This is a genomic window from Lysinibacillus sp. FSL W8-0992 (assembly GCF_038008685.1).
Lineage (GTDB): Bacteria > Bacillota > Bacilli > Bacillales_A > Planococcaceae > Lysinibacillus.
Map to the genome: position 1 here is coordinate 2,544,229 of NZ_JBBOZQ010000001.1, position 26,044 is coordinate 2,570,272.

Here is a 26,044-nt window from a genome sequence, read left to right on the forward strand (position 1 = left end):
AAATAGTGAATGGACTTCGGAGCTCTAATTCAGAAAAGAGTAGTATGGATTAGCGTTTGCCTACGTTACAAGGCATTGAGAGGGTCTTTATAATTAGACCAATGAAGGTGGCACCACGGCTTTTCCGTCCTTTTGTGATGGAAAGGCCTTTTTATATGGATTTTTGGTGTAGCAGAGCAGAGTAGAGCATAGCGAAGGAGAGATTAAGTATGACAGTTGAGCTTAGCAGATTTGCCATGAAGGTATTACAAGGGGACATGATGACGCCCATTTCGGTGTATCAATCCCTTGCAGGAAAGCATAAGATGCTATTTGAATCTTCAGCAAAGCATGAGGAAAGTGGTCGTTATTCCTTTATCGCCGTTAACCCAATAGCTGAACTTATCGGGGATAAAAATGGGTATCAATTTACAAAGGGTGACGAGATTGACAAGTCTAGCGATAATGTGTTGAAAAAATTAAAAGAAGTCATGCCATTCCATGAAGCGGCCTATCCATTTGCCTTTTTCGGGGGCGCGATTGGCTATTTTGGTTATGAAACGGCCTTTTATGCAGAAAAAATTGGTGAGTATTTACATGATAATTTAAATATGCCAGATGTCCATGTTTTTTTCTATGATACATTTATCGTATTCGATCATTTAAAACAAGAGGTTACATTAGCGGCAATTGATTTATTTAATGAAGGACGCACACTTGATACGATGGAAGCCGAACTCGCTGAAATGGAGAATCAGCTATACGCTGGTACTACGTTTGGTTTGATGGATTTAGGTACAGTAGATTTCCAGCCGATGATACCGAAGGAAGAGTTTATTACTATTGTTGAGCGCGCAAAACAACATATTGTAAAGGGAGATATTTTCCAAATTGTATTATCCCAACGTTTTTCTTCCCCATTTGCGGGCAATCCATTTGCCTTGTATCGTCAGTTAAGAACATCCAATCCATCACCATATATGTTTTATATGGATTTTGAGGCTTACACTATTTTAGGAACTTCTCCTGAGAGTCTTGTAAAGGTCAAAAATCGGAAAGTCACGACAAATCCAATTGCTGGAACAAAGCCCCGTGGTACAACGCAACAGCAGGATGAGGCTATTGCAGAAAGTTTATTATTGGATGAGAAAGAAATCGCTGAACACCGAATGTTAGTTGATTTAGGGCGTAATGATATTGGCCGAATTTCCAAGGTTGGCACAGTAAAGGTTACTAAATATATGAACATTGAACGCTATAAGCATGTCATGCATATCGTATCAGAGGTAGTAGGTGAGCTTCGAGATGAAGTGCACGTATTAGACGTCCTTAGTGCATGTTTGCCAGCTGGGACAGTGTCAGGAGCACCAAAAATTAGAGCGATGCAGCTAATTAATGAGATGGAACCAGTTAAGCGCGGTGTTTATGCAGGTGCAGTAGGCTATATTTCGGCTACAGGAGATATGGACTTAGCGCTAGCGATTCGTACAATGGTTATTAAAGATGGGCATGCACATGTGCAGGCAGGTGCCGGAGTCGTTTATGATTCAATCCCTTTATCAGAATATGAAGAGACACTTAATAAAGCTCGTGCGCTACTGGAGGTAAAAAAATGATTTTACTAATCGATAATTATGATTCATTCACATATAATTTATTTCAGCAAGTTAGTATGCTTGGTAAGGAAGTAAGAGTAGTACGCAATGATGAAATAACAATTGAAGAAATAAAAGATATGGATCCAGAAGCGATTATTTTATCCCCAGGTCCAGGGACGCCAAATGAGGCTGGAATTACAGTGCAAGTCGTACAGGAGTTATATAAAAAATACCCGATTTTAGGAATTTGCTTAGGGCATCAGTCGATAGGGCAGGCATTCGGGGGCTCGATTGAACAAGCAAACAACATTATGCACGGCAAGTTATCAGCATTAAGCTACAAACAAACAGGGGTTTTCGCACAATTAGATGGTGAAGTTGAAGTGATGCGCTATCATTCATTAATAATAGAGCCAACTACATTACATGAGGATTTTATTGTTACTGCAACATCTAAAGATGACGGGGAAATTATGGCTATTCAGCATAAACACCATCCACTAGTCGGATTACAATTTCATCCAGAGTCAATAGGCACTGAAGCAGGTAACAATATCGTGCAAGCCTTTCTAAACTCAATATAGTGCCAGTCACTAAAACAATTCTGATAATTTAACAACTAAGAAAAAATCCACTAAGGCTCCTGCGGCTTACAAGTTCCCGCAGAAAGCGAAGTGGATTTTTTTAATTTACGCGTGCCAGTCACTCAAACAATTCTGAATTTTACTAGTGTATTTTATTGTTTTTTACCTGTAATTAACTTAGCGATTTCCTCTAATGTCATAGAAGAATTGACCTCATAGGAGCCAATTTGTAAGCTTCGAGCATATTTTGCATTAGCAAGGAGTAGTTCCATTTCGACACTATTTGTAATAATGCCACCATCCTCTAGCTTTTGTGCCACAATATAAGGCGTTATTCCGCTATATATTTGAAGCGTCATCGTTACTTCATCGTCGGAATCAGGTGTACTGCTCTCAGCATGCTCACTCTCAGCGGTAGCGTCAGTTGCATTTTCTTCCTTCGTATTTTCTGTAACAGTTTCTTTAGTAGTTTGTGCTTTTAATGAAGCAATTTCTTTCGTTGCCTGTTCAAGCTGTTTTTGTAGCTCCTCCACATCCTTATCATTTGTAGAGGCAACTGTTGGTAGGCCAATATTGAGATCAAAGCGGTCAGCTACGGATAGTAACGCGCCGACTAGAAAAAGGGCGACCCCAAATGCACGGATAGAGGATTTGTTCATAATCACCGACCTCCGTTTGCAATCACTTGTTGTACTTGCTCTTCTGTTAAATTGGAGCGAATACTAATATCAGCAATAGAAAGACCTTGTTTGTTTAATTCAAGCACTTGACTAATAATAATATCGTGAATTGGTTTAAGATTGTTAGGCACCGGCTCTGACCTTTTTGCTTGTGTTGCTTGTTGAACGGCCTGCATAACCTGTTGAACCTTTGGATTGTGTAGCGTTGGATTTTTAGTCACTGGTGATTTAACTTGGAATTCTGGTTCTAGTAATAGCTCCTCTTCAACAATTTTTAGCCGACGCTTTAAATTATTAGTTTCTTGGAAAATAGAGATAGATAATTCTTCGACATCTTGTTCGACTTTTTTCGCGCTATTTTTGAAAAAGAACGATAAAACGATAAGAACGATACCGACAATCATAAGTATGATGGATAAATCCAATAGTTTCACCCCGTTAAATTATGTAATTATAAGGTATTTTACCACATGCAAACTTAATATGAAATGAAGGTAGATTTTTTTTCAGTTTATGTTATAATAGGTTAGTCGTATAAATCATGCTCAAATTTAAAATTTAATTCTTGATATAGAGTGGGAGGGTTAATGATGCGCGTAAACATTACTTTAGCTTGCACAGATTGCGGCGAACGTAACTACATTTCTAAAAAGAACAAGCGTAACAATCCAGAGCGTCTTGAACTTAAAAAATATTGCTCTCGCGAGAAGAAATACACTCTTCACCGTGAAACGAAGTAATCGCTCATTAAGCCAAAACCACATGTGGTTTTGGCTTTCTACATTTTAATAGGAGGTAACCTATCTTGGATAAAACAACATTACGCAACGAAGTACGTGAAGCACTTGCAAATATGAGTGCAATAACGTATCGTGATCAATCATTTGCTGTAGCAAAAAAAGTGCTACAGGAACCATATATAATAGAAGCAAATACGATTGGCATCACAATTTCCAATATGCCGGAAGTTGACACTATTCATTTAATAGAAGCACTTTGGCAACTAGGTAAAAAAGTGGCTGTTCCTAAATGTAACGCAAAAACGAGAGAAATGTCATTTTATGCCATAGAGTCATTTGCACAGTTAGAAACTGTTTATATGCATTTGCGTGAACCAATTCCTGCAGAATGTGAGTTCGTTGACGCAAATGAAATGGATATCATACTTGTTCCGGGTGTTGTTTTTGATACAAATGGTTACCGAATTGGCTACGGTGGTGGTTATTACGATCGCTATGTATTACACTATAAAAAAGGTAAACTGATGTCTCTACTTTTTGATGTGCAACTTTATGAACAAGTGCCTATTGAGACGCATGATTGCCCAGTGGATCTTATTATAACACCGACAAAACGTATTGATTGTGTAGCGCAACGAGGAGCGAAATAAAATGGATAAAATGTTAGATATTTATGAATTGTTAAAAACATATGGCACTTACATTTATACTCGGGATCCAATTGGTGATTTGATGTTAATGGAGGATGAAATTCGTGAGTTGTATAAGGCGAATGTCCTGGACATTAAAGATTACCAAATGGCTTTGTTATTAATTCGACAAGAAGCTACAAGACTTCGGGTTGAACAAAATAAGCAATAATGTTTTAAGTGCGAATAATTTGGGTATCGTAAAAATATTGTAATACGTATGTAAAATTATCAAAAACAGTGGTTTTCCACTGTTTTTATGATTTTACGAAACTTTTTACAATCAAGAACGTATATATTAATGTTAAGTGTATAATTGGGTAGTCGTGAGGGCTTCCAAAAAAATATATCTGTTGATTATCTGTAAAAAAAGGATTAAGATATATTTTGTTTCAGTAACAATTTGTAACAGTTTGATTAATTTTATTATTTTTTTGTAAGGAATAGGGAGGATGTTAGGAATGAAATTAACAAAGTGGCCTAAACATTCATTTATGATACTAGCAATTGTAGCAACTTGGATAAAAACGGTCATTGTTTACCACACAAGCTTTGAGTTGAAGTTAGAAAATGCGATGCAACAATTCATATTGTTTATCAATCCATTAAGTTTTGTGCTGTTTATTTATGGATTATCGTTATTCTTTAAAACACCAAAAATACGAAATCGTTATATAATTACTATTAGTGTATTATTATCTATTGTTTTATATGGAAATGTTGCGTTCTATCGATTCTACAATGACTTTATTACATTACCGGTATTATTCCAAACAAGTAACTTCAGTGATTTAGGAACATCAGCTGCAGCTATTATCAACCCTTGGGATCTTTTATATTTTGCAGATGTATTTATATTAATTATTGCAAATAAATATTTACCAAGAATGAAAGAAGCGGTAAAAGTAAACGTTGAATTCCGTCGAGCATTTTTCGTTTTAGCGATTGCAATGACTTTCTTAAACTTAGGATTAGCTGAAACTGAGCGTCCACAATTGTTAACACGAAGCTTTGACCGTGAACTTCTTGTAAAAAACATCGGTACGTACAACTATCATTTATATGATATTTATATTCAGTCTAAATCTTCTGCACAACGCGCATTAGCGGATGGCAGTGAATTAGTAGAAGTGAACAACTACATTCGCTCTAACCAAGCAGCTATCGACGAAAAAATGTTTGGTAAATACAAAGATCGTAACTTAATTGTTGTTTCACTTGAATCGTTACAAAACTTTGTAATTAATAATGATATGGATGGTCACGAAATTACGCCGTTCTTAAATTCTTTAACAAAAGATTCAGATACGTATTATTTCAGTAATTTCTATCACCAAACAGGTTTAGGAAAAACATCTGACTCAGAGTTTATTTTAGAAAACTCTATGTTCGGGCTTGGTCGTGGTGCAGTTTTCTTCACACATGGCGGTAATACGTATAACTCAATGGCAGAGCGTCTTGGGGAAAATGGTTACTTTACAAATGTTATGCATCCGAACAACAAATCGTTTTGGAATCGTGACATGATGTATCAATCTTTAAAAATCAATAAATTCTATGATGTAGATTCATATACTGTAGAAGAAGGGCAAGCTGTCAACTGGGGAATGAAAGACATTCCATTTATGGAGCAATCAGCTGCATTGATGAAAGACATGCCACAGCCATTCTACTCTCGTTTAATTACGTTAACGAACCACTATCCATTCACTTTGGATCCAGAAGATGTAATGATTCCTGAATATACGTCAAACTCAGGAACATTAAATCGTTACTTCCAAACAGTTCGTTACATGGATGAAGCTTTAAAAGACTTCTTCCAAGATTTAAAAGATCAAGGTGTTTACGATAATTCAATTATCGTTATGTATGGTGACCATTACGGTATTTCTGAAAATCATAATAAAGCAATGGCACAATATTTAGGTAAAGATGGCATAACACCATATGATAATGCATTGTTACAAGAAGTACCTTTATTCATTCACATCCCTGGTGATGGGGACGGGAAAGAAATGGAAGAGGTTTCTGGCCAAATAGACTTACGTCCAACAATTTTACATTTACTAGGTGTTGAAACGTCAAAAGATATGCAGCTTGGTGCAGATTTATTCTCACCTGAGCACGAGGATTTCGTTATTTTCCGTGACGGACGATTCATTACAGATAAATATGTTTATGCAGGTGAAGCATGCTATGACAAAGCAACAGGTGAACAAATTGATGTTGAGCCTTGCCAACCTTATGCAGATCGAGCAACAACCGAATTGGAAAACTCGGATGCTATCATCAATGGCGACTTGCTCCGATTCTATGATGAAAAAACAGGCAATTTAAAACAAAATGCTGTAAAGTAAAATGATAAATGGTGTACTAGTAATATTTCTAGTACACCATTTTTTTTAATTATGATGTGCCAGTCACTCAAACAATTCTGACAATTTATAAATCTAATAGCACTACTAGTGAATTGTTTCTGTATTTCCACCTAAAAAATCCACGAAGACTCCAGCGGGAACATACAAAATGTAAGACGCAACAGTCCGCGCGAAAGCGAGGGTTGCGGTTGACATTTGTACCCGCGGAAAGCGAAGTGGATTTTTACGCTATAGAAAGATGACACTATAGAAGGAGCGACCGAATGAGATAGCAAATCTCTGAAATTCCTTATGAAACTGCATGTAGGTATATTTTATATCGAAGTAAAAATCCACGAAGACTCCAGCGGGAACATACAAAATGTAAGACGCAACAGTCCGCGCGAAAGCGAGGGTTGCGGCTGACATTTGTACCCGCGGAAAGCGAAGTGGATTTTTACGCTATAGAAAGATAACACTAAGGAAGATGCGACCGAATGAGATAGCAAATCTCTGAAATTCCTTATGACACTGCATGTAGGTATATTTTATATCGAAGTAAAAATCCACGAAGACTCCAGCGGGAACATACAAAATGTAAGACGCAACAGTCCGCGCGAAAGCGAGGGTTGCGGCTGACATTTGTACCCGCGGAAAGCGAAGTGGATTTTTACGCTATAGAAAGATGACACTATAGAAGAAGCGACCGAATGAGATAGCAAATCTTTAAAATGCTTATGACACTGTTTGAGAGGTATTTACAATATGTAATGGCAGGCGTATTATTTAGTTATTTAAAGATTCGCTATTAATTGCTGTAATTGTTGTTGTGTTAATTGCCCTTCGATTGTATGCTTTAACACGCCTTCAGTATCAATAATAAAGGTTGTAGGGTAGGCCATAACTTCAAATGACTTAACAAGCGATCTATCATTATCTAAAAAAATAGGGAACTTCAAATCGTATAATTGCTGGAACTTGATAGCATTTTCACGACTGTCATTAGAAGTTGCATTAATCGCAAGTAGCTCAACATTCGAGGGCTTTTGCTCAAAAAAAGTATTTAAATCTGGCGCTTCCGCCTGACAAGGACCACACCAAGATGCCCAAAAATTAATAACAAGAATTTTACCTTTATAATTTTTGAACGTCGTCGTTGATTCATCTAAACGAGTTAATGACGTGTCGAAGTTAACCGACTTTGAACCACTTTGTTTATCTACAATCAATTTTGGTGCTTCCTCTTTGAATATTTCGTTCTTCACAGTAATACCAATTAGTGATAAGACTACTAATAATGAAATGACGATAAAAATATTTTTCCTTTTCATGACAATCTCCTTTATGTATATGTTAGAGGATTATAAAAATAGCGTTAATTCCATTTTTTCAAAATCCTTACTTATATCATAGCGTAATTTTTAAAAAGATACCTCCTAATTTTAAACATTATAACGTATGCAGTTAACGCTTAACGCCATAAAAAAAGAGCAGTCTCACATAGAGACTGCTCTTTTTCTGTCTAAATTTTAGTGTAACGTTGGTGGATATCCGCTATGAATGATTGTCATAATGACGAACCAGCCGAATACTCCAGCACTCGCTAAGTTGAAAACAATACTTAGTAAGTTCTTTTCTTTAATTGCTTGGAATGTACCAACGACAGCAAAAATCGCTACTAGACCAAAAATAACCATTAATAAGTTCATTAAAAAAGACACTCCTTTCGACATCAGAAAATGAATGTCGTAAACAATATTCCTCCTTAATTGTAAACGTTCTACCTGTTTTTGTCGAGGACTATTATAGAGCAAAGTATGAACTTTTATCGTCAAATTGTGGCAAAGAATGTATAATATGAAGTTGAGGTGATAAGTATGATGAACGTACGAAGCTATTCCCTTGGACCAGTCCAAACGAATTGTTATATCGTATCGAATAAAGAGAAAGAATGTTTAATTTTTGATCCAGGAGAAGAAGCTGCAAAAATTATGAAAGCTATTCGCAGTAATGGACTGAAGCCAATAGGCATTTTTTTAACACATGCCCATTTTGATCATATCGGTGCAGTGGATGAAGTAAGGGAGACTTTTAATATTCCGTTATGGATTCACGAAAAAGAGGTGAGCTGGCTAAGTGATCCAGCGAAAAATGGCTCTAGTAAATATGCGGCGCTACCAGATTATACAGTTGCAGCTCCTATGGAAGAACATATTATTAAACAAGAACAACTTTTTGAAATAAGTAATTTCGTTTTTAAGGCAGTATTTACACCTGGACATTCACCTGGGAGTATTTCTTATATTTTTGAACAAGATGGATTTGCTATTGTTGGAGATACACTATTTGAGCAAGGTGTAGGGCGTACGGATTTGCTTGGAGGTTCGACAAAACTATTACTTACATCCATTCATGATAAATTATTATCATTACCTGAAGATACTATTGTTTACCCAGGCCATGGTAATTACACTACAATTGGTGCAGAAATGGAAACAAACCCATTTTTAAATGGATTTTAATTGTTATCGACATGAGATGATGAGTGTTTTACAATAGTGTTAAAGTGACAGAAGTATGTTTACGAATTAAAAAAAGCGTGTCTCAAAATTGTTTTGAGACACGCGATTTTTTGTATTAATGACCGCCGCCAGGTACGTGTATGAATGTTGTATAGTACGTGAAGCCAGCGAAGAATACAGTTAAATATGCTCCGAAAATGTACATGTACATACGCTCTGAAAGGTTTAAGAAGCCTAATAATAAGAATAAACCTGTATTACCTAAGAATAATAGCGATACCTCGTTCATACCACCAAGGTAGAACATAACTGCAAAAATACCTGTCCAGAATGCCATAACTTTATACATATTATCCATGAAGATTTCCCCTCCTTTTGCCCACGACACAATAATCTCTTACTCATTATAAATGATATGAAAGGTGTCTGTAAACTGGAACTTCTGCTTCTTTGTGACAAACAAATGGATTTTTGATTTAGCTATCGATTTCTGTCACGTTAATTTCATATTTGCATAAATCGCAGTTATGTACCATACTTTCGATTTGAACAAATTCATTATTGGAGAATAATGCGTTTAATTGCCCTTTTAAATAAGATTCATGTAATGTACAAACAATATCAGAGTGGGTATTAAGCTGCTCTTGGAACGGGCAATTAAAAATGGAGAAGATTACTTTTTTACCTTTTTCCGACTGCTGTATTTGTGGAATATAGCCAATTAATGCGGCATTATCAGTTAATAACTGAAGCTTTTGTTCAAAGGATAGCATATTATTTAGTTTTAATTCTGCGTTAACATAATTTTTCATTTGCTGATAACCATCTTGATAACTAATTTCCTGACATTTTGTTAGCGCGGATGGCCCTAATTCTTCTACTAGCTGAATTGTCCATTTTAATAAGCGCTCTTCGTCACGTCTTGGGAAGGTTAGTGAAACTCCTTTTTCAGAAGCCTTATAAACACGACCAGGTCTTCCGCCTTTACCAGTTTTTGCGAAATCTGCCGAGATAATATTAATTTCAGAGAGCTTTGTTAAGTGAAGGCGCGCAACGTTAGGATGAATGCTAAATTTATCAGCAATATTTTGAACCGTTACTGTTTTTTTCTCTTTTAAAATATACTCATAAATGGAGTATCTTGTTTCATCGGCTAATGTACTAGTAATTTTTAATGGATGGATCATTTACATCACCTCAATTTAATTTTTTGGAAAATTGTAGTTGGTCAAAAGCTAGGAAAAAAATCATGTTGATTCTATTATATTGTATTATTGGAAAAGTTACAGTTTCTTTAGGCATAATTATTATCTTTTTCATGTTTTTTGTTCATATTTTGTGAAAAAATGTATGTTATCCACAAGTTTTTTTGAAAAATCTAGATTTCATAGTGAAATGGCAATTAAGATTTTATTTTAGAAAAAGGGCTTTTCTCGTAACGCAGACATCCTTATACTAGGAAATAACGAATAGAGCGGTCATATTCGAATGAACTAGAAAGAAGGTGTTATTATGCAAACTTTTGAATCTGTTGTAGAACAAAAAAGTGAGCATCTTTTAGTAAAGGCCTATCATTTTGGTGCTTCCGATTTATTACTTATACCGGAAGAACATCGATATATCATCTATTTTCGTAAATATGATAAGTTGCTTCAGGCAGGGGAACTCCCCAACGAGCTTGCTGAGCGAATCGTGTCATATTATAAATATTTAGCAGCATTAGATATTAGTGAGCGTCGTAAACCTCAAAGTGGCTCATTTCAAAAAATAGTCGAGCAAAACCATTTTGCTTTTCGAGTTTCTACACTTCCTTCGGCTTATTTAAAAGAAAGCCTCATTATTCGGCTTCTACTTCAAAACCACGCATTTCCACTTACTTCTTTAAGTTATTCCGAATGTGCAGCACATAAGTTAACAAAGCTTGTTGAAAATCAACAAGGAATTTTATTATTTTGCGGTGCAACGGGTTCTGGTAAAACTACATCTCTGTACTCTTTAATTCACCATTGTACTACTGTTCTTCATCGCCATGTGATTTCATTAGAAGATCCAGTGGAGAATAATCAGGTCAATCTTTTACAAATACAAGTAAATGAACGAGCAGGTATTACCTATGCCACAGGCTTAAAAGCGATTTTACGACATTCGCCAGATGTTATTATGATCGGTGAAATTCGCGATCAAGAAACGGCTAAAATTGCAATTCAAGCGGCATTAACCGGTCATTTAGTACTTTCTACTATTCATGCTAAAGATTCTGTAAGCTGTCTCTATCGCCTCATTGATTTAGGTATTTCTGAAGAAGAGCTACGTCAAACAGTAATCGGTATTGTGGCTCAAGTTCTTATTCAAATACCACAACAGCAGGAGGAGCGGCGAGCATTGTTTGAAATATTAAGTGAGGACCATCTTGATATGGCTATAGGTGCGCTAAAGCAAAATGCTGACTATGAATTGCCTTATGATCTAACGCTTGCTGGACAAAAAGAAGAAATTGAGAGGCAATACTATGCCAAAAATCAGCGCGTCTATTAATAGGCTTATACTGGATTACAAAAGAGCTACAATATGGCGACTAAAGGAACAAGCTCAGTTTATCAGTCGCTTAAGTGTATTAATACAGGAAGGCTATTTGTTTTCACAAGCAGTTTCAATGCTATTGCCGCATCATGTAGCCAAGCATGAGGAGGTACAACAGTTTGTAGATGAAGCACTTAGGCAAGGTAAAGGAGTTATAGGTGTATTTGAAACATTACAACTAGCAAAGCATTATTTAATAGCCATTTCTATTGCTGAAAATAATGGACATATGATTGAAGCATTAAAAGCTGTTGCAAAGCAAATGACTATGAGCCAAGAGACAAAGAGAAAATTTATTAAGCTACTTTTGTATCCAGTAGTACTCATTGTGTTTTTGCTTCTACTGTTTTTAGTATTTCGTACAGTTTTCTTTCCTAACATAGAAACAATGGTTAAAAGCCGTACCATTGGAACAGAGGAAGAGGTAAGTATTGCACTATCAAAACTTTTATTACATGTGCCCGACGCTTTTGTGATAATCGTTATTGTCATGACATGTAATAGTATTGTTTTTCAGCGGTTGCTATTAAGGCAATCGATTGCCCGTAGGCTCTACGTCATATTGAGAATACCTTTTGTTAATCGTTATTTTCGGTTAACGATAACAAGGCAATTTGCTGCATATTTGGGTAGCTTGCTTCAAAGTGGCTTTTCTCTACAAGCTAGCCTGCAAATTTTAGAAGAGCAACGATTTCAACCATATGTTCAATATTTGGCAAGTCGTATAAAGGAAAGAGTTACATATGGTGATACGTTAACACAGGCTGTCATTTTTATAACAGCGTGGCAAAACGATTTTTCAACTTTCGTAGAACATGGTGAGCAAAGCGGTTATTTAGGGAAAGAATTAACACTATATAGTGAACTATTGTTAGAAAAGCAGGAATTCCTGTTACAGAGAATGCTTGCTTTTGTACAACCTTCTTTTTTTGTTTTTATTGCGTTATGTATAGTTGCTGCCTATGTAAGTTTATTATTGCCGATATATCACATGATAGAACTAGTATAGGAGGAGGACCTTCAATGAAGCTTTTTAAACAAGAAGCTGGCTTTACACTAATTGAAATGTTAATCGTTTTGTTGATTATTTCAATCCTTATACTAATAACAATTCCAAATGTAACAAAACATTTTGCAACAATTGATGAAAAGGGCTGCGCTGCCTATATAGCTATGGTGCAAGGACAAGTAGAGGCATACCGAGTAGATTTTATGGCGTATCCTACTTTAGAAGATTTAGTTTCGAAAGGTTATTTAAAAGAGCAGGGAAAGACTTGTCCAAATAAAGAAGAAATTATCATTACGGATAAAGGAGAGGTTTTGTTAGCCAAACAGTCTCCCATATCAGAGGCTGATAGCCAATGAATTGTCAAAAAAATGAGCGAGGCTATACATTAATTGAAATAGTAATTGTGTTGTTTGTTGTGATGACGTTAATAGCTATTGTGACACAATTTTCGTTAAAAGTAGCAGAAGCAAAAGAAATCGAACGCTTTTTTAGCCAAATTCAATTAGATCTCCACTATTTGCAAACGTATAGCATGCAGCATAAAGATTATATATTTATGAAATTTGAAAGTTCATCACAACGTTATAGTATAAAAAAGGATTTTTATACGAATATTTATATTCGCCCTTTTCCGAAGGGGGTTGAATTATTGTCTGATCGGAGTACCGTCCAAACGATACGATTTAATTTTAAAGGGAATGTCATGACCCCAGGAACAGTTTATTTTAAAACACCCCAGGGGACTAAAAAGGTTGTCATTACTCTAGGGCGAGGGAGAGCACGAGTTGAATGAATGAAACAGGCTACTCATTTGTCGAAACAATCGTATCGGTTTTCATTATCATGATACTCTGTTCAACTTTAATTCCTATTAGTTACACAATGAAAACAAATTTATACAATAAAAGGCTAGAGGTTGCTGCAGCTGAAACAGCCTATGAAGGATTGAAGCAATATTTGTTTTTACAGCAAGTCCAAGGGATAAGGACAGTTGATGAGGTAAACTATCACTGGCTGTTTGATGGACAGGGGATATGTGTAACGTTTCAAAACACAAAAGAACAACGACAAAAGTGTATCCAACAAACAGGTGAAATTCGATGAATGAAAAAGGCTATACATTACTGGAAGCATTGTTTCAATTAATCGTATTTGTGCTAGTTTGTCATGTATTAATATTGATTATCCTTTGGGCTGCTAATATGAAAGCAACTATGATGACGGATGAACAAACAAAATGGGAGTTATTTGTTTTCGAAATGAATACGTATTTAACAAATGCTACAACGCCAATAACGATCAGAAGAGATCAAAAAAGACTTACGCTGAAAACATTAAATACACTTCATCATTTTGATTGCTATCGTAATATGATTCGAGATCAAGTTAATGGTGGCCATGTCCCAATGCTCATCGGGATTAATAAATGTCAGTTCCAATTTAACAATAATGAGCTCACAATAGCTGTCGAATTTCCAAGCGGTTTAAAAAAGGAGCGGACCTATTATGTACCAATTTTTGAAAAATGATAGAGGGACTGTATTTTTAATCGCAATTGCATTATTATTTTTTGTAACTACTTTTGTTCTTGCGTATTGCATGTCTTATGAGATTCAGTTTCGAACATATGATGGGTTGGAAAAAATGAATGTTCGAGCTACGATAAATTTATTAGGACAAATTTTGTCAGACAGTGTAGAATCGTAGTAAGAAGGTGATTCGAATGCGAAAAATATATTTAGTTGGCTTTATGGGCTGCGGGAAAAGTGCGTTAGGAAGAAGGTTAAGCTATTTATTAAAGTTACCGTACTATGATATGGATCATGAAATTGTCAGACAGCAGGGGATGACGATTCCACAGATTTTTGAGAAATATGGAGAGGCTCGTTTCCGAGAAATAGAAACGGAATTTTTGAAAAATTTCCGCGACGAGGCATGTATTATCTCTACAGGTGGCGGTGCAGCTGTAAATGGGGAAAACCGGAAAATTATGAGACGCAGTGGACTTGTATTCTTTTTAGATGCGACATTCGAAGATATTTATAAAAGAATACAGCATGATCCAAATAGACCAATTGTACAAAGATCAACAAAGGAAGAGTTAGAGGAGCTGTATCATTACAGAAGAAAATTCTATCGTGAAGCAGGACATATTCAAGTGCTTACAGAAGGTAGAACAATTCGACATATTCTCGAGTATTTAGTATTTCAAGTAAAAAGATTGAAAAACGAACGATAGTTATATTAAATGAACTTAATATTCGTCTTTTAAGTTAATTTAAAAAATGTTTGCCTTTTCAATACAATCAATGTTAGGATATAGACTAATAAGGTAACTTTTTGTACATTGAATACTAAATAGAACCAAGAGTATTCTTGGGCGGATGATTGTACGGGGAGAGCGCGTGTAGACGCCACCGAAGGAGCAAGTAGCAAAGGGCTATGAATCTCTCAGGTAAAAGGACTCGTACAAGACGCAACTCTGGAGAGTGCTGTAATACAACAGCCACCAAAGGGGAAAGCCTACTAACTGGCATTTTCGTAATGCGAGTTAGTTTGGTGTAACTTTCAGGTGCAAGGACAGAGAATCCCGAAAAGGGGTTCGTCTGTCTTTTTTTATGTCTAGACATTTGTCAAAAGTACAATCGGGCAGTATTAATGCTTGCTACGTACATAGACTTATGCGCTTTACGATGTGGAAAAAAGCAGGCGAACTACTACCAGTAAAAATGATACTAACAATAAGGAGGCAATAGTAATGACGAATGAATTAAAACGTACACCTCTATTTGACGAATATGCAAAGTATGGTGGTAAAACAATTGACTTCGGTGGATGGGAATTACCAGTACAATTCACTTCTATTAAAGAAGAACATGATGCAGTGCGTAATCGTGCAGGCTTATTTGATGTGTCACATATGGGTGAAATTTTAGTAACTGGTCCTGAGGCTTTAGATTTTTTACAAAATCTGTTGTCGAATGACATTTCGAAAATTGCTACAGGTCAAGCGCAATACAATGCGATGTGCTATGAAGATGGTGGCGTTGTCGATGATTTATTAACTTATAAACTAGCAGACAATCATTATTTACTATGTGTCAATGCGGCAAATATTGAAAAAGATTATGACTGGATGATGGAAAATCAACATCAATATGATGTGACAATTGACAATCAATCTGATTCATATGCGCAGATCGCTCTACAAGGACCATTAGCTGAAGAACTTCTTCAATCATTAACAGCAACGGATTTAACTGCAATCAAATATTTCCGCTTCCAAGATGATGTTGAAATTGCAGGGCATAAAGCATTAGTTTCTCGCAGTGGTTATACGGGTGAAGATGGTTTTGAATTATATGGGGCTCCAGCGGACATTAAAGCATTATGGGATATCATCCTAGAAGCTGGAAAAGACAAAGGCGTTGTGCCAGCTGGCTTGGGTTGCCGTGATACACTACGCTTTGAAGCAGGACTTCCTCTTTATGGGCAAGAACTTTCAGCAACAATTTCACCACTTGAAGCGGGCATTGGCTTTGCTGTGAAATTAAATAAAGAAGACTTCATTGGTCATGGCGTGTTAGCAGAGCAAAAAGAAAATGGATTAGCGCGTAAAATCGTAGGTATTGAAATGATCGATAAAGGGATTCCACGACATGGCTACAAAGTGTTCAAAGATGGTAAAGAAATTGGTGAAGTGACAACAGGTACACAGCTTCCTTCTTCAAAACGTAATGTTGGTAACGCATTAATTGACAGCCAATTCGCAACAATCGGAACTGAATTGGAAATTGAAATTCGTGGTAAGCAATTAAAAGTAGTGACAGTTGAAACACCGTTTTACAAGCGTTCAAAATAAAATTTGAAAAGAGGGACCTACATTTATGAAACATCGTTATTTACCAATGACGGAGCAAGATAAAAAAGAAATGTTAGACGTAGTTGGTGTGTCATCAGTCGATGAGCTATTCGAGGATATTCCAGAAAAAGTACGTTTCAAAGGCCTTTATGATATTAAAGCAGCGAAATCAGAATCAGCACTTTTAAAAGAGTTATCTGCACTTGCTGCAAAAAACAATGATACGAATGCGAACGTATCCTTCTTAGGCGCAGGTGTCTATAATCACTATAAACCAATTATCGTAGACCATGTCATTTCTCGTTCAGAGTTTTACACTGCCTATACACCGTACCAACCTGAAATCTCACAAGGGGAATTACAAGCAATTTTTGAATTCCAAACGATGATTGCTGAGCTTACAGGAATGGATCTTGCGAACTCGTCTATGTATGATGGTGGAACGGCACTTGCTGAAGCAGGTATGTTAGCTGCAGGACATACACGTCGTAAGAAAATTTTAGTATCTGAAACGGTTCACCCTGAATATCGTGATGTCGTTGCTACATATGCATACGGTCAATCAATTGACATCGTAACAATCCCTCATAAAGATGGTGTGACAGATGTAGAAGCTTTAAACGAGCTGATTGATGAAAATACAGCGGCTGTTATTGCACAATATCCAAACTTCTTTGGTCAAGTAGAGGATTTACAAGTAATCGGTGATATTGCACATGATGCAAAAAGTTTATTTGTTGTATCATCTAACCCACTAGCGCTTGGTATTTTAACACCTCCAGGTAAGCTTGGTGCTGATATTTGTGTTGGTGATGCACAAGTATTTGGTATTGCTGAAAGCTTCGGTGGTCCACACTGTGGTTTCTTCGCGGTAACAACAAAATTAATGCGTAAAGTTCCTGGCCGTCTTGTTGGTGAAACGGTAGATGGTGAAGGTCGCCGTGGTTATGTATTAACGCTACAAGCACGTGAGCAGCATATCCGTCGTGATAAAGCTACATCTAACATTTGTTCAAACCAAGCACTTTTAGCACTTGCAGCTTCTGTTGCAATGACAGCTTTAGGGAAGCAAGGCGTTCGAGAAATGGCTACGCAAAATATTGCGAAGACACGCTATGCAAAAAATGCCTTTGAAGCGGCAGGATTTACTGTTGCATTCCAAGGTGCGCACTTTAACGAAATCGTTGTGAAAACAAATAAATGCGTGAAAGAAATCAATAAAGGTTTACTTGCAAAAGGCATTATCGGTGGTTATCCATTAGGTCAAACTTACGATTCACTTAAGCAACACGTACTAATCGCTGTAACAGAATTACGCACGAAGGAAGAAATTGATGCACTTGTTGCAGAAATGGGGGCTCTCAATGCATAACGAAAATCAATCACTCATTTTTGAAATTACAAAAGAAGGTCGCGTAGGGTATAGCTTAGAAGCTTTAGATGTACCAGAAGTTGATCTTGCAGATTTACTTCCTGCAAACTGTATTCGTGAAGAAGCAGCTGAGTTACCAGAAGTTTCGGAACTTGATATTATGCGTCATTATACAGCGCTATCTCGTCGTAACCACGGTGTAGACTCTGGATTCTACCCACTTGGCTCATGTACGATGAAGTACAACCCGAAAATTAATGAGTCAGTTGCACGTTTTTCTGGTTTTGCTAATGTTCATCCATTACAAGATGAATCAACTGTACAAGGTGCAATGGAGCTTCTTTATGAACTACAAACATCATTAGTAGAAATTACAGGTATGGATGAAGTGACATTACAACCAGCTGCAGGTGCCCATGGTGAATGGACAGCATTAATGATGATTCGAGCTTTCCATGAAGCAAATGGAGAAGGACATCGTAATAAAGTGATCGTTCCTGACTCAGCTCATGGTACAAATCCAGCATCAGCAACAGTTGCAGGCTTTGAAACTATTACAGTAAAATCTGATGAAAATGGCTTAGTAGACATCGAAGATTTACGTAAAGTAGTAGGTTCAGATACAGCGGCATTAATGCTAACAAACCCAAATACGCTTGGTCTATTTGAAGAAAATATTATCGAAATGGCAGAGCTTATCCATGAAGTTGGCGGTAAAGTATACTATGACGGCGCTAACTTAAATGCGGTTATGAGTAAAGCACGTCCTGGCGATATGGGCTTTGACTGTGTACACTTAAACTTACACAAAACGTTTACAGGTCCACACGGTGGCGGTGGTCCAGGTTCCGGTCCAGTAGGCGTAAAAGCTGATTTAATTCCGTTCCTACCAAAACCAGTACTTGTAAGAACAGAAGATGGTTCATACCACTTTGATTACGAGCGTCCACAATCAATCGGTCGTGTTAAACCTTACTATGGCAACTTTGGTATTAACGTACGTGCATATACGTACATTCGTACAATGGGCCCAGATGGCTTAAAAGCTGTAACAGAATATGCAGTACTAAACGCAAACTATATGATGCGTCGTCTAGAGCCATTCTATGATTTACCATATAACCGTCATTGTAAGCATGAATTTGTTCTATCTGGTCGTCGTCAGAAGAAACTTGGCGTTCGTACACTCGATATTGCAAAACGTCTGTTAGACTTTGGCTACCATCCACCAACAACGTACTTCCCGCTAAACGTGGAAGAGGCGTTAATGATTGAGCCTACAGAAACAGAATCAAAAGAAACATTAGATGCATTCTGCGATATTATGATTCAAATTGCGAAAGAAGCAGAAGAAAATCCATCTATCGTACAAGAAGCACCACATACAACAGTCGTAACTCGTCTTGACGAAACACGCGCTGCACGTACACCAGTGCTTCGCTATCAAAAAGCATAATAATACACAATGCCCGACCAGTATTTTACTATACTGATCGGGCATTTTTTTGTGTTTGAGGAAAATTGAAGTTACTAGAAAAAGAGAAAAATATTATTTCTATGAAACTTATTCTAGTAGAATATTTTGATAAAAATATCTCGGATGTAGTGAAATTTCGAAAAAAATTTATTATTTTATAGAAAAAACCACCATTGTATAATATACGTAAAATTTAATACTTTCATTGGGAGGTCTATATGTCAATTAATACTAACTTTAATCAGCAACATTCTACTCATGTATCTGTGAAAAGATTTAGTAGCACTAATCCATTAATTGCTACATCAAACCAAAACAATGATAAAAGCATTAAAAATTTTGCCATGCCACAGCGTGACACCGTTGCTATTTCCAGTGAAGCAAGAAATATGCTCCTGGTAGCTCGTGCTTCTGCAAAACCTACCTCATGGGTGGATACAGCTTTGAACTGGGCAAAATCTACTGTTAGATGGCTTAAAAGAGCTGGTCAATTTGCAGTAGATGCAGCTAAAGAAGGTATAGACTTTTTAGTACTGGATGATGTAAGAACGATTTTTAACCCGAATGCTGGTATTACAGAAAAAGGGATAGCTTTAGTTTCTCTCTTTCCAGCGGGGAAAGTGGTTAAATCAGGAAAATTATTCGCACTATTGAAGAAATCAGGGAAATCCGCTGAAATTGATGCCTTTGCAGGTCTAGGTAAAATTCAAAAGTTTAATGCCAAAGGGATTTTATTAGATGGAAATAGCGGTACAGGTTGGGAGCACATTTACAAAAGACATGTTGCGGGCACTACTGCAAATAGAGGTACAACATTATTTCCTAGAGCACTCGGAGATGCACAGATAAAAAATTTAATCATGGAATCATTAGAAAAAGGAACTTTAAAAAGCACTCGTAATGATGGTACTAAAGTTTACACGTATCATCCGAAAAAGTATGGCATTTCTGAGATGACAACAATTGTTACAAAGGATAATATTATTAAAACATCTTATCCAAGAAGTGGGACATCAGTAATAAGAAAATCAACTAAAGGAGACTTAAAATGAAAATAAGATTCGATATCGAAAATGATGTATCTGTGCTTAAAAATAAAAATGTTCATGCTGATTTTTACCTTGATAGCTATTTGGAAGTATTTGTTATCGAAAAAAATAAGGAAGTATTACTTTTCTTTACAACAATGCACAGTACTATTGTTATTGATTTCAATCAACTATTAATAGAGTTGCATCAAACTGGCAAGGAGCAAACTCTTGAGACTTTTGGTAATGCCAATATCTATACATTTAAAAAAGAAGGAGGTAATATTCTGATTACAAACTTTGATGAATTCTCTAATACAGAAGAATGGCTATATTCATTTGATTTTATGGAATTTACGAAGGCTTATACAAAAGAGCTGCGACGATATTTGCATGCGATGGTAATGGAAGAAGCTAACATTATGAAACGTCCAAACTTTATTTTACTTAGACAAGGATTAAATGATTTAGAAAAAATTGTAAAAGAGAAATAATTTTGGAGAGATACTATTAAAATGAAAATAAGATTTGATCTAGAAGAAGATGATGTATCGGTTCTTCAAAATAAAACCGTCCATGCAGATTATTATCTCGACAGCTATTTAGAAGTATTTGTACTTGAAAATAATAAAGAAATTTTACTCTTCTCCACAACAATACACAGTACAATTATTATTACATTCAGTCAACAATTATTAGAGTTATATCAAACAGGTAAGAAACTCATTCTTGATACTTTTGGAAATGCGAACGTCTATACCTTTAAAAAAGCTGGAAATAATGTCTTTATTACAAATTTTAGTGTATTCTCTAATTCAGAAGAATGGCAATATACATTTGAGTTTAAAGCATTTTTGAAGGCTTATACGAAAGGGTTACGTCAACATTTACAAAATTTAATAGGAAAAGATGCGAATATTGTAAAACGTCCAGACTTTATCTTATTGAGGGAAAAATTAATGAACTTAGAAGAGGTTGTCCACAGGAAATAATATAGAGAGAATAATGAAAATTAGATATAAGAGAAATAATTTGGAGAGGTACTATAAACATGAAAATTAGATTTGATCTAGAAGAAGATGATGTATCGGTTCTTCAAAATAAAACCGTCCATGCAGATTATTATCTCGACAGCTATTTAGAAGTATTTGTACTTGAAAATAATAAAGAAATTTTACTCTTCTCCACAACGTTGCACAGTACAATAGTGATTGAATTTAATCACCTATTACTTGATTTATATCAAACGGGTGAGGAGCGAGTTCTTGATACTTTTGGTAATGCGAATGTCTATACTTATAAAAAAGAGGGGAAAAATATAGTCATTACAAATTTTGATAAGTTTTCGGATGCACAAGAATGGCAATATATATTTGATTTTATGGAATTTACGAAGGCTTATACAAAAGAGCTGAAACGATATTTACAGGCGATGGTAGCACAAGAGCCAAACAATATGAAACGTCCAAACTTTAAGTTATTGAGCCAAGGATTAGCCGCATTAGAAGCTATAGTTGGGGCAAAATAATTTGGATAGATAAGCAAACAATGAAAATTAGATTCGATTGCAAAAATAATGAACTGAACTAAAAGCGTCCGATCGTTACTTATCGGACGTTTTTTATTTTGATGGATAGAAAAGGCATGTTATGGAGTTGGAAGTTTCATATCCAATAATTTTTTTATTAAAAGGTGTATTTTTATATAATTGCTTTAATTTGTATTTTAGTTAAAATAATTACATATTGAGATAGCGTTCTACTTTATGATTATTATTTTAAGAGCAACAAAATTTGATGAAAGGGAGGAAAAATGAGAATGTCTGTGGCTCAATGTGAAGTAAGCTTACCTGTACATAGTATTCTTCATGATACATATAAAACAAAAGAAGTAATTGCTACTAGTAAATTATCTATTGTTTATTTGGCGGAAACACTCAATGAAGGCAGGCAGGTAACGATTAAAGAGTTTTTCCCACAGGAACTTGCGTTACGGGATTTAGATAATAGAGCAGTGATAAATCGTTTGCCATCTACAAAAATAAAATTTGAGGATTTAAAAGCAACTTTTCTAAACGAAGCCATCATCATGAAGCAAATAAGTCATCAAAATATTGTCAATTTTATAGACTTTTTTGAGGAGAATGGAACGCTATATATCATAATGGATTATTATGAAGGCAAATTATTAGATCATTATTTAAAAGATATTTCACTTAATAATAGGGAGCAATTATACACTAGTATTTTTCTGCCGTTAATTGATGCTTTAAGTTATCTACATAAACACGGTATTCTACATCGAGACATTAAACCGAGTAATATTATGATCGATTTAGAGGGTAATCCATTTTTACTAGACTTTGGATCTGCGATTTTTTATAAAAATGCCAAAGAATATCAAATTTTTATAAGCCCTGGGTACACTCCTCTTGAGCAATATTCAAATGTCTCTGTACAAGGGGTCTATACAGATATGTATAGTTTAGCCGCAACTTTTTATTATTTATTAACAAATATGGTTCCACCTGATATTTCACAGAGGCTAATTGAGGATAATATTGATCATATAAGAAAATATAATAAAAGGGTAACTATGCTTTTAGCCCATACAATCATGTGGGGAATGGCTTTACAGGCAAAAAAAAGATGCCCTTCTTTAAAAGTTATGAAATGCATTATTCTATTTGAAGATTTTGTCAATAGAATAAGGAACTATTTTAAGGTAAATAATACAAAATAACCAATAAATTAGGTTGTGTAATCCGATACTATCATTTTACAATGTAACTAAGAGCGAACCAAACAGCTAAAGGCGTATTTAAAATACACCTTAGGCTGTTTTTTTTGATAAAAAAAAGTGAATATCTACACTTTTTTTAGAGAAATATCATAAAAATTATAATGTCGCATTTTTATCGGAAATCCATTAGTGTCCTATAATTTACAAAATATTCTATTGTAAATATTGACAATATAATTAGATATTGTATAGTTACTTTGTGATACATAATGTCATTTGTGATGTAGATAAAAGGGTTATGAAATTACAACTTCAGTTTTAGCTAAACTGTATTTTATTTTATTTTATTTTAGTTGGAATTTTATTACTTAAAAGTAAATTTAAAGTTTGCATTCACTAATGATTATGCTTACTCGAAATTTACTATAAAAAGGAGGGATGGCTGTAGGTTTTACAGCCGAATAAATGGAGATTATTAATCAAACAAACAGAACAATGCTCTTTGAGGAAATCAATCCAGAAAAGCTGGATTTGATTACACTAGTGGGGGATGTAAAAGGAATTGACAGTTTAAGTGATGAGAAAGTGAAAGAAATAAATCAATACCTTCTTGTAAAAAGCTTTGACGAATTTTTAGATAAGTTCTCTCCAACGGTCTATTCGTTCTACAATGCTGCGAATCAGAAAGTAATGTATACGCTTAAAAAACCTGAAGGCATTCAAGAAGATTGTATTTCCGAAATAGCAATCGATCAAAATAATGATTTTTTAAAGATGCTATTTACCCTCATTGATACAAAACGAAGCCAAGGAATTACGAATGTAGACTTTAAATTTGAAAATTTACTAGATATGATTTCTCCGAAAAAGGTGATGGATGATATTCGCCAAGTAAGAAAAGAGATTCATTACTTGTATGGTGAATATGACAAGCTAGATGAAGGGGATCCGAAAAAGCTAGACACAGGGGATAAGTTAAATCTTATGTTCGAAGTAGCTAGCCGAAATTATAACAATGTTATGGCTATGTTGCCGTTAGCAATCGAAGATATTAAAACGAGACTGCTACTAGGGGCTAATCAAGAGGAAAACGAATCCGAAAAACTGCAAATCGGGACACTTACAATTGGTGATACGGGTGAATTAAAAATTATCGAGGCACCTCAAACGAATACTTCTGAGTTGATGGTTATTGAGGAGAATAGTAACTATGGTTTAAGTACTGTTTTTGAGGAAGACTATGAGGCGATTACAGAATCACCATCTTCCTATGTAAAGGATTTAGTAGTAAGAACATTCTCGCCATTACCATCTATAAAAGCAGATTTTGACTTGGAAACAGAGGTTCAAAATTACAATACATACCTAGAATTCTATAAGGATGCAAAGGATGAATTTGTAAAGACAGTGAAGCCATTAGTAGAAAAGCTACTAGGTGTCAAAATGTATTTTGATCAATATGCGACAAAAAATAAAGGTATGCAACCTTCATTATTAGTGACAAATGCAAAATTGGATATGCTCGTTAAGAGTAATAATTTACCAAGGTTGCGGACGTATTTAAATACAGTCAATTCAAAAAATGATTTCACAGATACTGTATGGTATGGCATCGTTCCAGCCATTGAATTAGAAGCATCTGGAAAAATGAAAGTTAGTAGATCTCGATTTAAAGGAAATGAAAAGGTTGCAAAGCAAGAAGGTAACACGATGGAATCCTTATCTAGTCTTCTAGATACAGTAAAAGATTATAAAGTCCAAATATTCTTTAACTTTATGACGGAAGAAGAAACTACTTTCAACGGCATTGCAACAGCAGGCATTGACCGTCTCATCGATAAATGTTCGGTTCTCCTTCGAAAAGATTACAGTGAATTTGCGATTCCTTGCTTACCAAATTTTACAATTATTCCAAAAGACAAGTCAGGCGTAGTCATTGATACAAGGATGCAATCAACTGAAAATGGTGCGCGCCTATCGAAAGAAAAAGAAGATATTCTCAAGCTTTGGATAGAAGGCGTATATGTAGGAGCGAGCTATGTAGCAGCAGGTATTGTGTCTGCTTATCAATGTCCTGAGTACTTAAAGGAATCATTCCGCAATGTAAAGAGAAGTTATCCAGGCGTACGCTTTGACATAGAAGCAGGCGATAACTCATTAAGAGCTGTGACAACAATGGCTAAAGAAATTTCTGGGTTCACGAACAATATTAAAGATGCGATTAATAGCAGAAGCTTTGGTTTTGTATTCTCATCAGAAAATGCACAGCTACAGGATAAAGATATTAAACGTATTACAGTGTACAAAGCAAGAAGTTTAGCGATGGAAGAGGATGGATTTGATTCAATCTACAAAACACAAGTGAGTACGTATATTGAAAGAATTTTAAGATTCCAATCAGGGGACTTCAAGCACGAAAATATTGTTCGATTCTTTAGTAATAATCCAAGTAGTCAAAAAAGTAAGTGGCTTAATGATAAAGGCTATGTAAACTCCGTTATCCATGATGGTGATGACATTGGCTACATTATTGATGAAAAAACAAGCTTATGCCAAATCGATCTCGTATTTAACGGCAATGTGAAGAATCTTGAAGTAATGATTACTAAAGGAACAAGTGCTGTAAAAGCTTAAAAAGTACCAATAATAGACTGCATACAACGATTTTTAAATTGTATGTTTAAGATTTATTTTTTAATAAATCTTTTAACATAAATATGAATGACCTCAACATACTGACTTGATGAAATAAATACATATTTCTCGTTGAAATTCTTTTAAAATTTACACGAGAAATGAAGTCAGCTAGAAACATGGTCATTTTT

General features: G+C 35.4%; 30 protein-coding genes, 1 riboswitch and 1 other annotated feature (1 of these 32 cut by a window edge). Of the genes, 24 read left to right on the forward strand and 6 right to left on the reverse strand.

Going from position 1 to position 26,044, the window contains the following annotated elements:
* Positions 1-135, forward strand: a binding site (T-box leader) (it extends 77 nt beyond the left edge of the window).
* A gap of 74 nt (positions 136-209) precedes the next feature.
* Complete coding sequence (gene trpE, locus NSQ74_RS12680; protein WP_340823745.1) at positions 210-1,595, forward strand: anthranilate synthase component I; 1,386 nt, start codon at positions 210-212, stop codon at positions 1,593-1,595.
* Entirely contained in the window at positions 1,592-2,161 is a 570-nt protein-coding gene (locus tag NSQ74_RS12685) for an anthranilate synthase component II (protein ID WP_340823747.1), read from the forward strand. Before trpE ends, NSQ74_RS12685 begins: the two co-directional genes overlap by 4 nt.
* Positions 2,162-2,313: 152 nt before the next feature.
* On the opposite strand, the gene NSQ74_RS12690 is transcribed toward NSQ74_RS12685, so the two are convergent.
* Together NSQ74_RS12690 and NSQ74_RS12695 are read right to left on the reverse strand one after the other, a co-directional pair.
* The gene (locus NSQ74_RS12690) at positions 2,314-2,820 is read right to left on the reverse strand and encodes a hypothetical protein (protein ID WP_340823748.1); all 507 of its coding nucleotides are present in this window, start codon (positions 2,818-2,820) and stop codon (positions 2,314-2,316) included.
* 2 nt (positions 2,821-2,822) lie between these two features.
* Positions 2,823-3,275 carry a hypothetical protein gene (locus NSQ74_RS12695; RefSeq protein ID WP_340823750.1) on the reverse strand — a complete coding sequence of 151 codons (453 nt, stop codon included), beginning with the start codon at positions 3,273-3,275 and terminating at the stop codon, positions 2,823-2,825.
* A gap of 156 nt (positions 3,276-3,431) precedes the next feature.
* On the opposite strand from NSQ74_RS12695, the gene rpmG reads away from it, so the two are divergent.
* The 4 genes from rpmG (at position 3,432) to NSQ74_RS12715 (ending at position 6,627) form a co-directional block, all read left to right on the forward strand.
* Positions 3,432-3,581, forward strand: coding sequence for a 50S ribosomal protein L33 (gene rpmG, locus NSQ74_RS12700; protein ID WP_008408521.1), 150 nt, complete (start codon positions 3,432-3,434; stop codon positions 3,579-3,581).
* Between the two features lie 65 nt (positions 3,582-3,646).
* The gene (locus tag NSQ74_RS12705; RefSeq protein WP_340823751.1) at positions 3,647-4,231 is read left to right on the forward strand and encodes a 5-formyltetrahydrofolate cyclo-ligase; all 585 of its coding nucleotides are present in this window, start codon (positions 3,647-3,649) and stop codon (positions 4,229-4,231) included.
* A 1-nt stretch (position 4,232) separates the two neighbouring features.
* The gene (locus NSQ74_RS12710) at positions 4,233-4,442 is read left to right on the forward strand and encodes a YqgQ family protein (protein ID WP_340823752.1); all 210 of its coding nucleotides are present in this window, start codon (positions 4,233-4,235) and stop codon (positions 4,440-4,442) included.
* 289 nt (positions 4,443-4,731) lie between these two features.
* A complete protein-coding gene (locus NSQ74_RS12715; RefSeq protein WP_340823753.1) occupies positions 4,732-6,627 on the forward strand; it encodes an LTA synthase family protein in 1,896 nt (631 codons plus the stop codon).
* A 794-nt stretch (positions 6,628-7,421) separates the two neighbouring features.
* Here the strand turns inward: NSQ74_RS12715 and NSQ74_RS12720 are convergent.
* Both NSQ74_RS12720 and NSQ74_RS12725 read right to left on the reverse strand, forming a co-directional pair.
* Complete coding sequence (locus tag NSQ74_RS12720) at positions 7,422-7,958, reverse strand: TlpA disulfide reductase family protein (protein WP_340823755.1); 537 nt, start codon at positions 7,956-7,958, stop codon at positions 7,422-7,424.
* A gap of 198 nt (positions 7,959-8,156) precedes the next feature.
* Positions 8,157-8,336: a DUF2759 domain-containing protein gene (locus NSQ74_RS12725; RefSeq protein WP_172771999.1), complete on the reverse strand. Its 180-nt coding sequence runs from the start codon at positions 8,334-8,336 to the stop codon at positions 8,157-8,159.
* Between the two features lie 168 nt (positions 8,337-8,504).
* On the opposite strand from NSQ74_RS12725, the gene NSQ74_RS12730 reads away from it, so the two are divergent.
* Positions 8,505-9,149: an MBL fold metallo-hydrolase gene (locus NSQ74_RS12730; RefSeq protein WP_340823756.1), complete on the forward strand. Its 645-nt coding sequence runs from the start codon at positions 8,505-8,507 to the stop codon at positions 9,147-9,149.
* Positions 9,150-9,264: 115 nt separating this feature from the next.
* Here the strand turns inward: NSQ74_RS12730 and NSQ74_RS12735 are convergent, their stop codons facing one another.
* On the reverse strand, positions 9,265-9,507 hold the full coding sequence (locus NSQ74_RS12735; RefSeq protein WP_004231035.1) for a DUF2626 family protein: 243 nt from the start codon (positions 9,505-9,507) through the stop codon (positions 9,265-9,267).
* Positions 9,508-9,625: 118 nt separating this feature from the next.
* On the reverse strand, positions 9,626-10,336 hold the full coding sequence (locus NSQ74_RS12740) for a helix-turn-helix transcriptional regulator (protein ID WP_340823757.1): 711 nt from the start codon (positions 10,334-10,336) through the stop codon (positions 9,626-9,628).
* A gap of 325 nt (positions 10,337-10,661) precedes the next feature.
* Here NSQ74_RS12740 and comGA point away from each other — a divergent pair, with 325 nt between their 5' ends.
* The 17 genes from comGA (at position 10,662) to NSQ74_RS12825 (ending at position 25,853) form a co-directional block, all read left to right on the forward strand.
* Positions 10,662-11,684 (forward strand): competence type IV pilus ATPase ComGA, encoded by a 1,023-nt coding sequence (comGA, locus tag NSQ74_RS12745; RefSeq protein ID WP_340823758.1) that lies wholly within the window; start codon positions 10,662-10,664, stop codon positions 11,682-11,684.
* Positions 11,659-12,738 carry a competence type IV pilus assembly protein ComGB gene (gene comGB, locus NSQ74_RS12750; RefSeq protein WP_340823760.1) on the forward strand — a complete coding sequence of 360 codons (1,080 nt, stop codon included), beginning with the start codon at positions 11,659-11,661 and terminating at the stop codon, positions 12,736-12,738. Before comGA ends, comGB begins: the two co-directional genes overlap by 26 nt.
* Before the next feature lie 14 nt (positions 12,739-12,752).
* A complete protein-coding gene (gene comGC / locus NSQ74_RS12755) occupies positions 12,753-13,094 on the forward strand; it encodes a competence type IV pilus major pilin ComGC (RefSeq protein ID WP_340823761.1) in 342 nt (113 codons plus the stop codon).
* Complete coding sequence (gene comGD, locus NSQ74_RS12760; protein WP_340823763.1) at positions 13,091-13,531, forward strand: competence type IV pilus minor pilin ComGD; 441 nt, start codon at positions 13,091-13,093, stop codon at positions 13,529-13,531. The genes comGC and comGD overlap by 4 nt, the downstream gene beginning before the upstream one ends.
* Positions 13,528-13,842, forward strand: a complete 315-nt coding sequence (locus NSQ74_RS12765) for a hypothetical protein (protein ID WP_340823765.1) — start codon at positions 13,528-13,530, stop codon at positions 13,840-13,842. Before comGD ends, NSQ74_RS12765 begins: the two co-directional genes overlap by 4 nt.
* Complete coding sequence (comGF, locus tag NSQ74_RS12770; protein WP_340823767.1) at positions 13,839-14,267, forward strand: competence type IV pilus minor pilin ComGF; 429 nt, start codon at positions 13,839-13,841, stop codon at positions 14,265-14,267. The genes NSQ74_RS12765 and comGF overlap by 4 nt, the downstream gene beginning before the upstream one ends.
* Positions 14,245-14,445 carry a hypothetical protein gene (locus tag NSQ74_RS12775; protein WP_340823769.1) on the forward strand — a complete coding sequence of 67 codons (201 nt, stop codon included), beginning with the start codon at positions 14,245-14,247 and terminating at the stop codon, positions 14,443-14,445. The genes comGF and NSQ74_RS12775 overlap by 23 nt, the downstream gene beginning before the upstream one ends.
* A 16-nt stretch (positions 14,446-14,461) precedes the next feature.
* Positions 14,462-14,977, forward strand: coding sequence for a shikimate kinase (locus NSQ74_RS12780; RefSeq protein ID WP_340823770.1), 516 nt, complete (start codon positions 14,462-14,464; stop codon positions 14,975-14,977).
* Between the two features lie 145 nt (positions 14,978-15,122).
* Positions 15,123-15,215: riboswitch (glycine riboswitch) on the forward strand.
* A gap of 281 nt (positions 15,216-15,496) precedes the next feature.
* Entirely contained in the window at positions 15,497-16,600 is a 1,104-nt protein-coding gene (gene gcvT / locus NSQ74_RS12785; RefSeq protein WP_340823771.1) for a glycine cleavage system aminomethyltransferase GcvT, read from the forward strand.
* 25 nt (positions 16,601-16,625) lie between these two features.
* Entirely contained in the window at positions 16,626-17,972 is a 1,347-nt protein-coding gene (gene gcvPA, locus NSQ74_RS12790; protein ID WP_340823772.1) for an aminomethyl-transferring glycine dehydrogenase subunit GcvPA, read from the forward strand.
* Entirely contained in the window at positions 17,965-19,428 is a 1,464-nt protein-coding gene (gcvPB, locus tag NSQ74_RS12795) for an aminomethyl-transferring glycine dehydrogenase subunit GcvPB (protein ID WP_340823774.1), read from the forward strand. Before gcvPA ends, gcvPB begins: the two co-directional genes overlap by 8 nt.
* A 239-nt stretch (positions 19,429-19,667) precedes the next feature.
* On the forward strand, positions 19,668-20,501 hold the full coding sequence (locus NSQ74_RS12800) for a hypothetical protein (protein WP_340823776.1): 834 nt from the start codon (positions 19,668-19,670) through the stop codon (positions 20,499-20,501).
* Positions 20,498-20,971 (forward strand): hypothetical protein, encoded by a 474-nt coding sequence (locus NSQ74_RS12805; RefSeq protein WP_340823777.1) that lies wholly within the window; start codon positions 20,498-20,500, stop codon positions 20,969-20,971. The genes NSQ74_RS12800 and NSQ74_RS12805 overlap by 4 nt, the downstream gene beginning before the upstream one ends.
* Before the next feature lie 21 nt (positions 20,972-20,992).
* Positions 20,993-21,469 carry a hypothetical protein gene (locus tag NSQ74_RS12810; protein ID WP_340823779.1) on the forward strand — a complete coding sequence of 159 codons (477 nt, stop codon included), beginning with the start codon at positions 20,993-20,995 and terminating at the stop codon, positions 21,467-21,469.
* Between the two features lie 59 nt (positions 21,470-21,528).
* Entirely contained in the window at positions 21,529-22,005 is a 477-nt protein-coding gene (locus NSQ74_RS12815) for a hypothetical protein (RefSeq protein WP_340823780.1), read from the forward strand.
* A gap of 290 nt (positions 22,006-22,295) precedes the next feature.
* Positions 22,296-23,219 (forward strand): serine/threonine-protein kinase, encoded by a 924-nt coding sequence (locus NSQ74_RS12820; RefSeq protein ID WP_340823781.1) that lies wholly within the window; start codon positions 22,296-22,298, stop codon positions 23,217-23,219.
* Positions 23,220-23,684: 465 nt separating this feature from the next.
* Positions 23,685-25,853 (forward strand): transcriptional regulator, encoded by a 2,169-nt coding sequence (locus NSQ74_RS12825; protein ID WP_340823783.1) that lies wholly within the window; start codon positions 23,685-23,687, stop codon positions 25,851-25,853.
* The last annotated feature ends 191 nt before the right edge of the window (positions 25,854-26,044 follow it).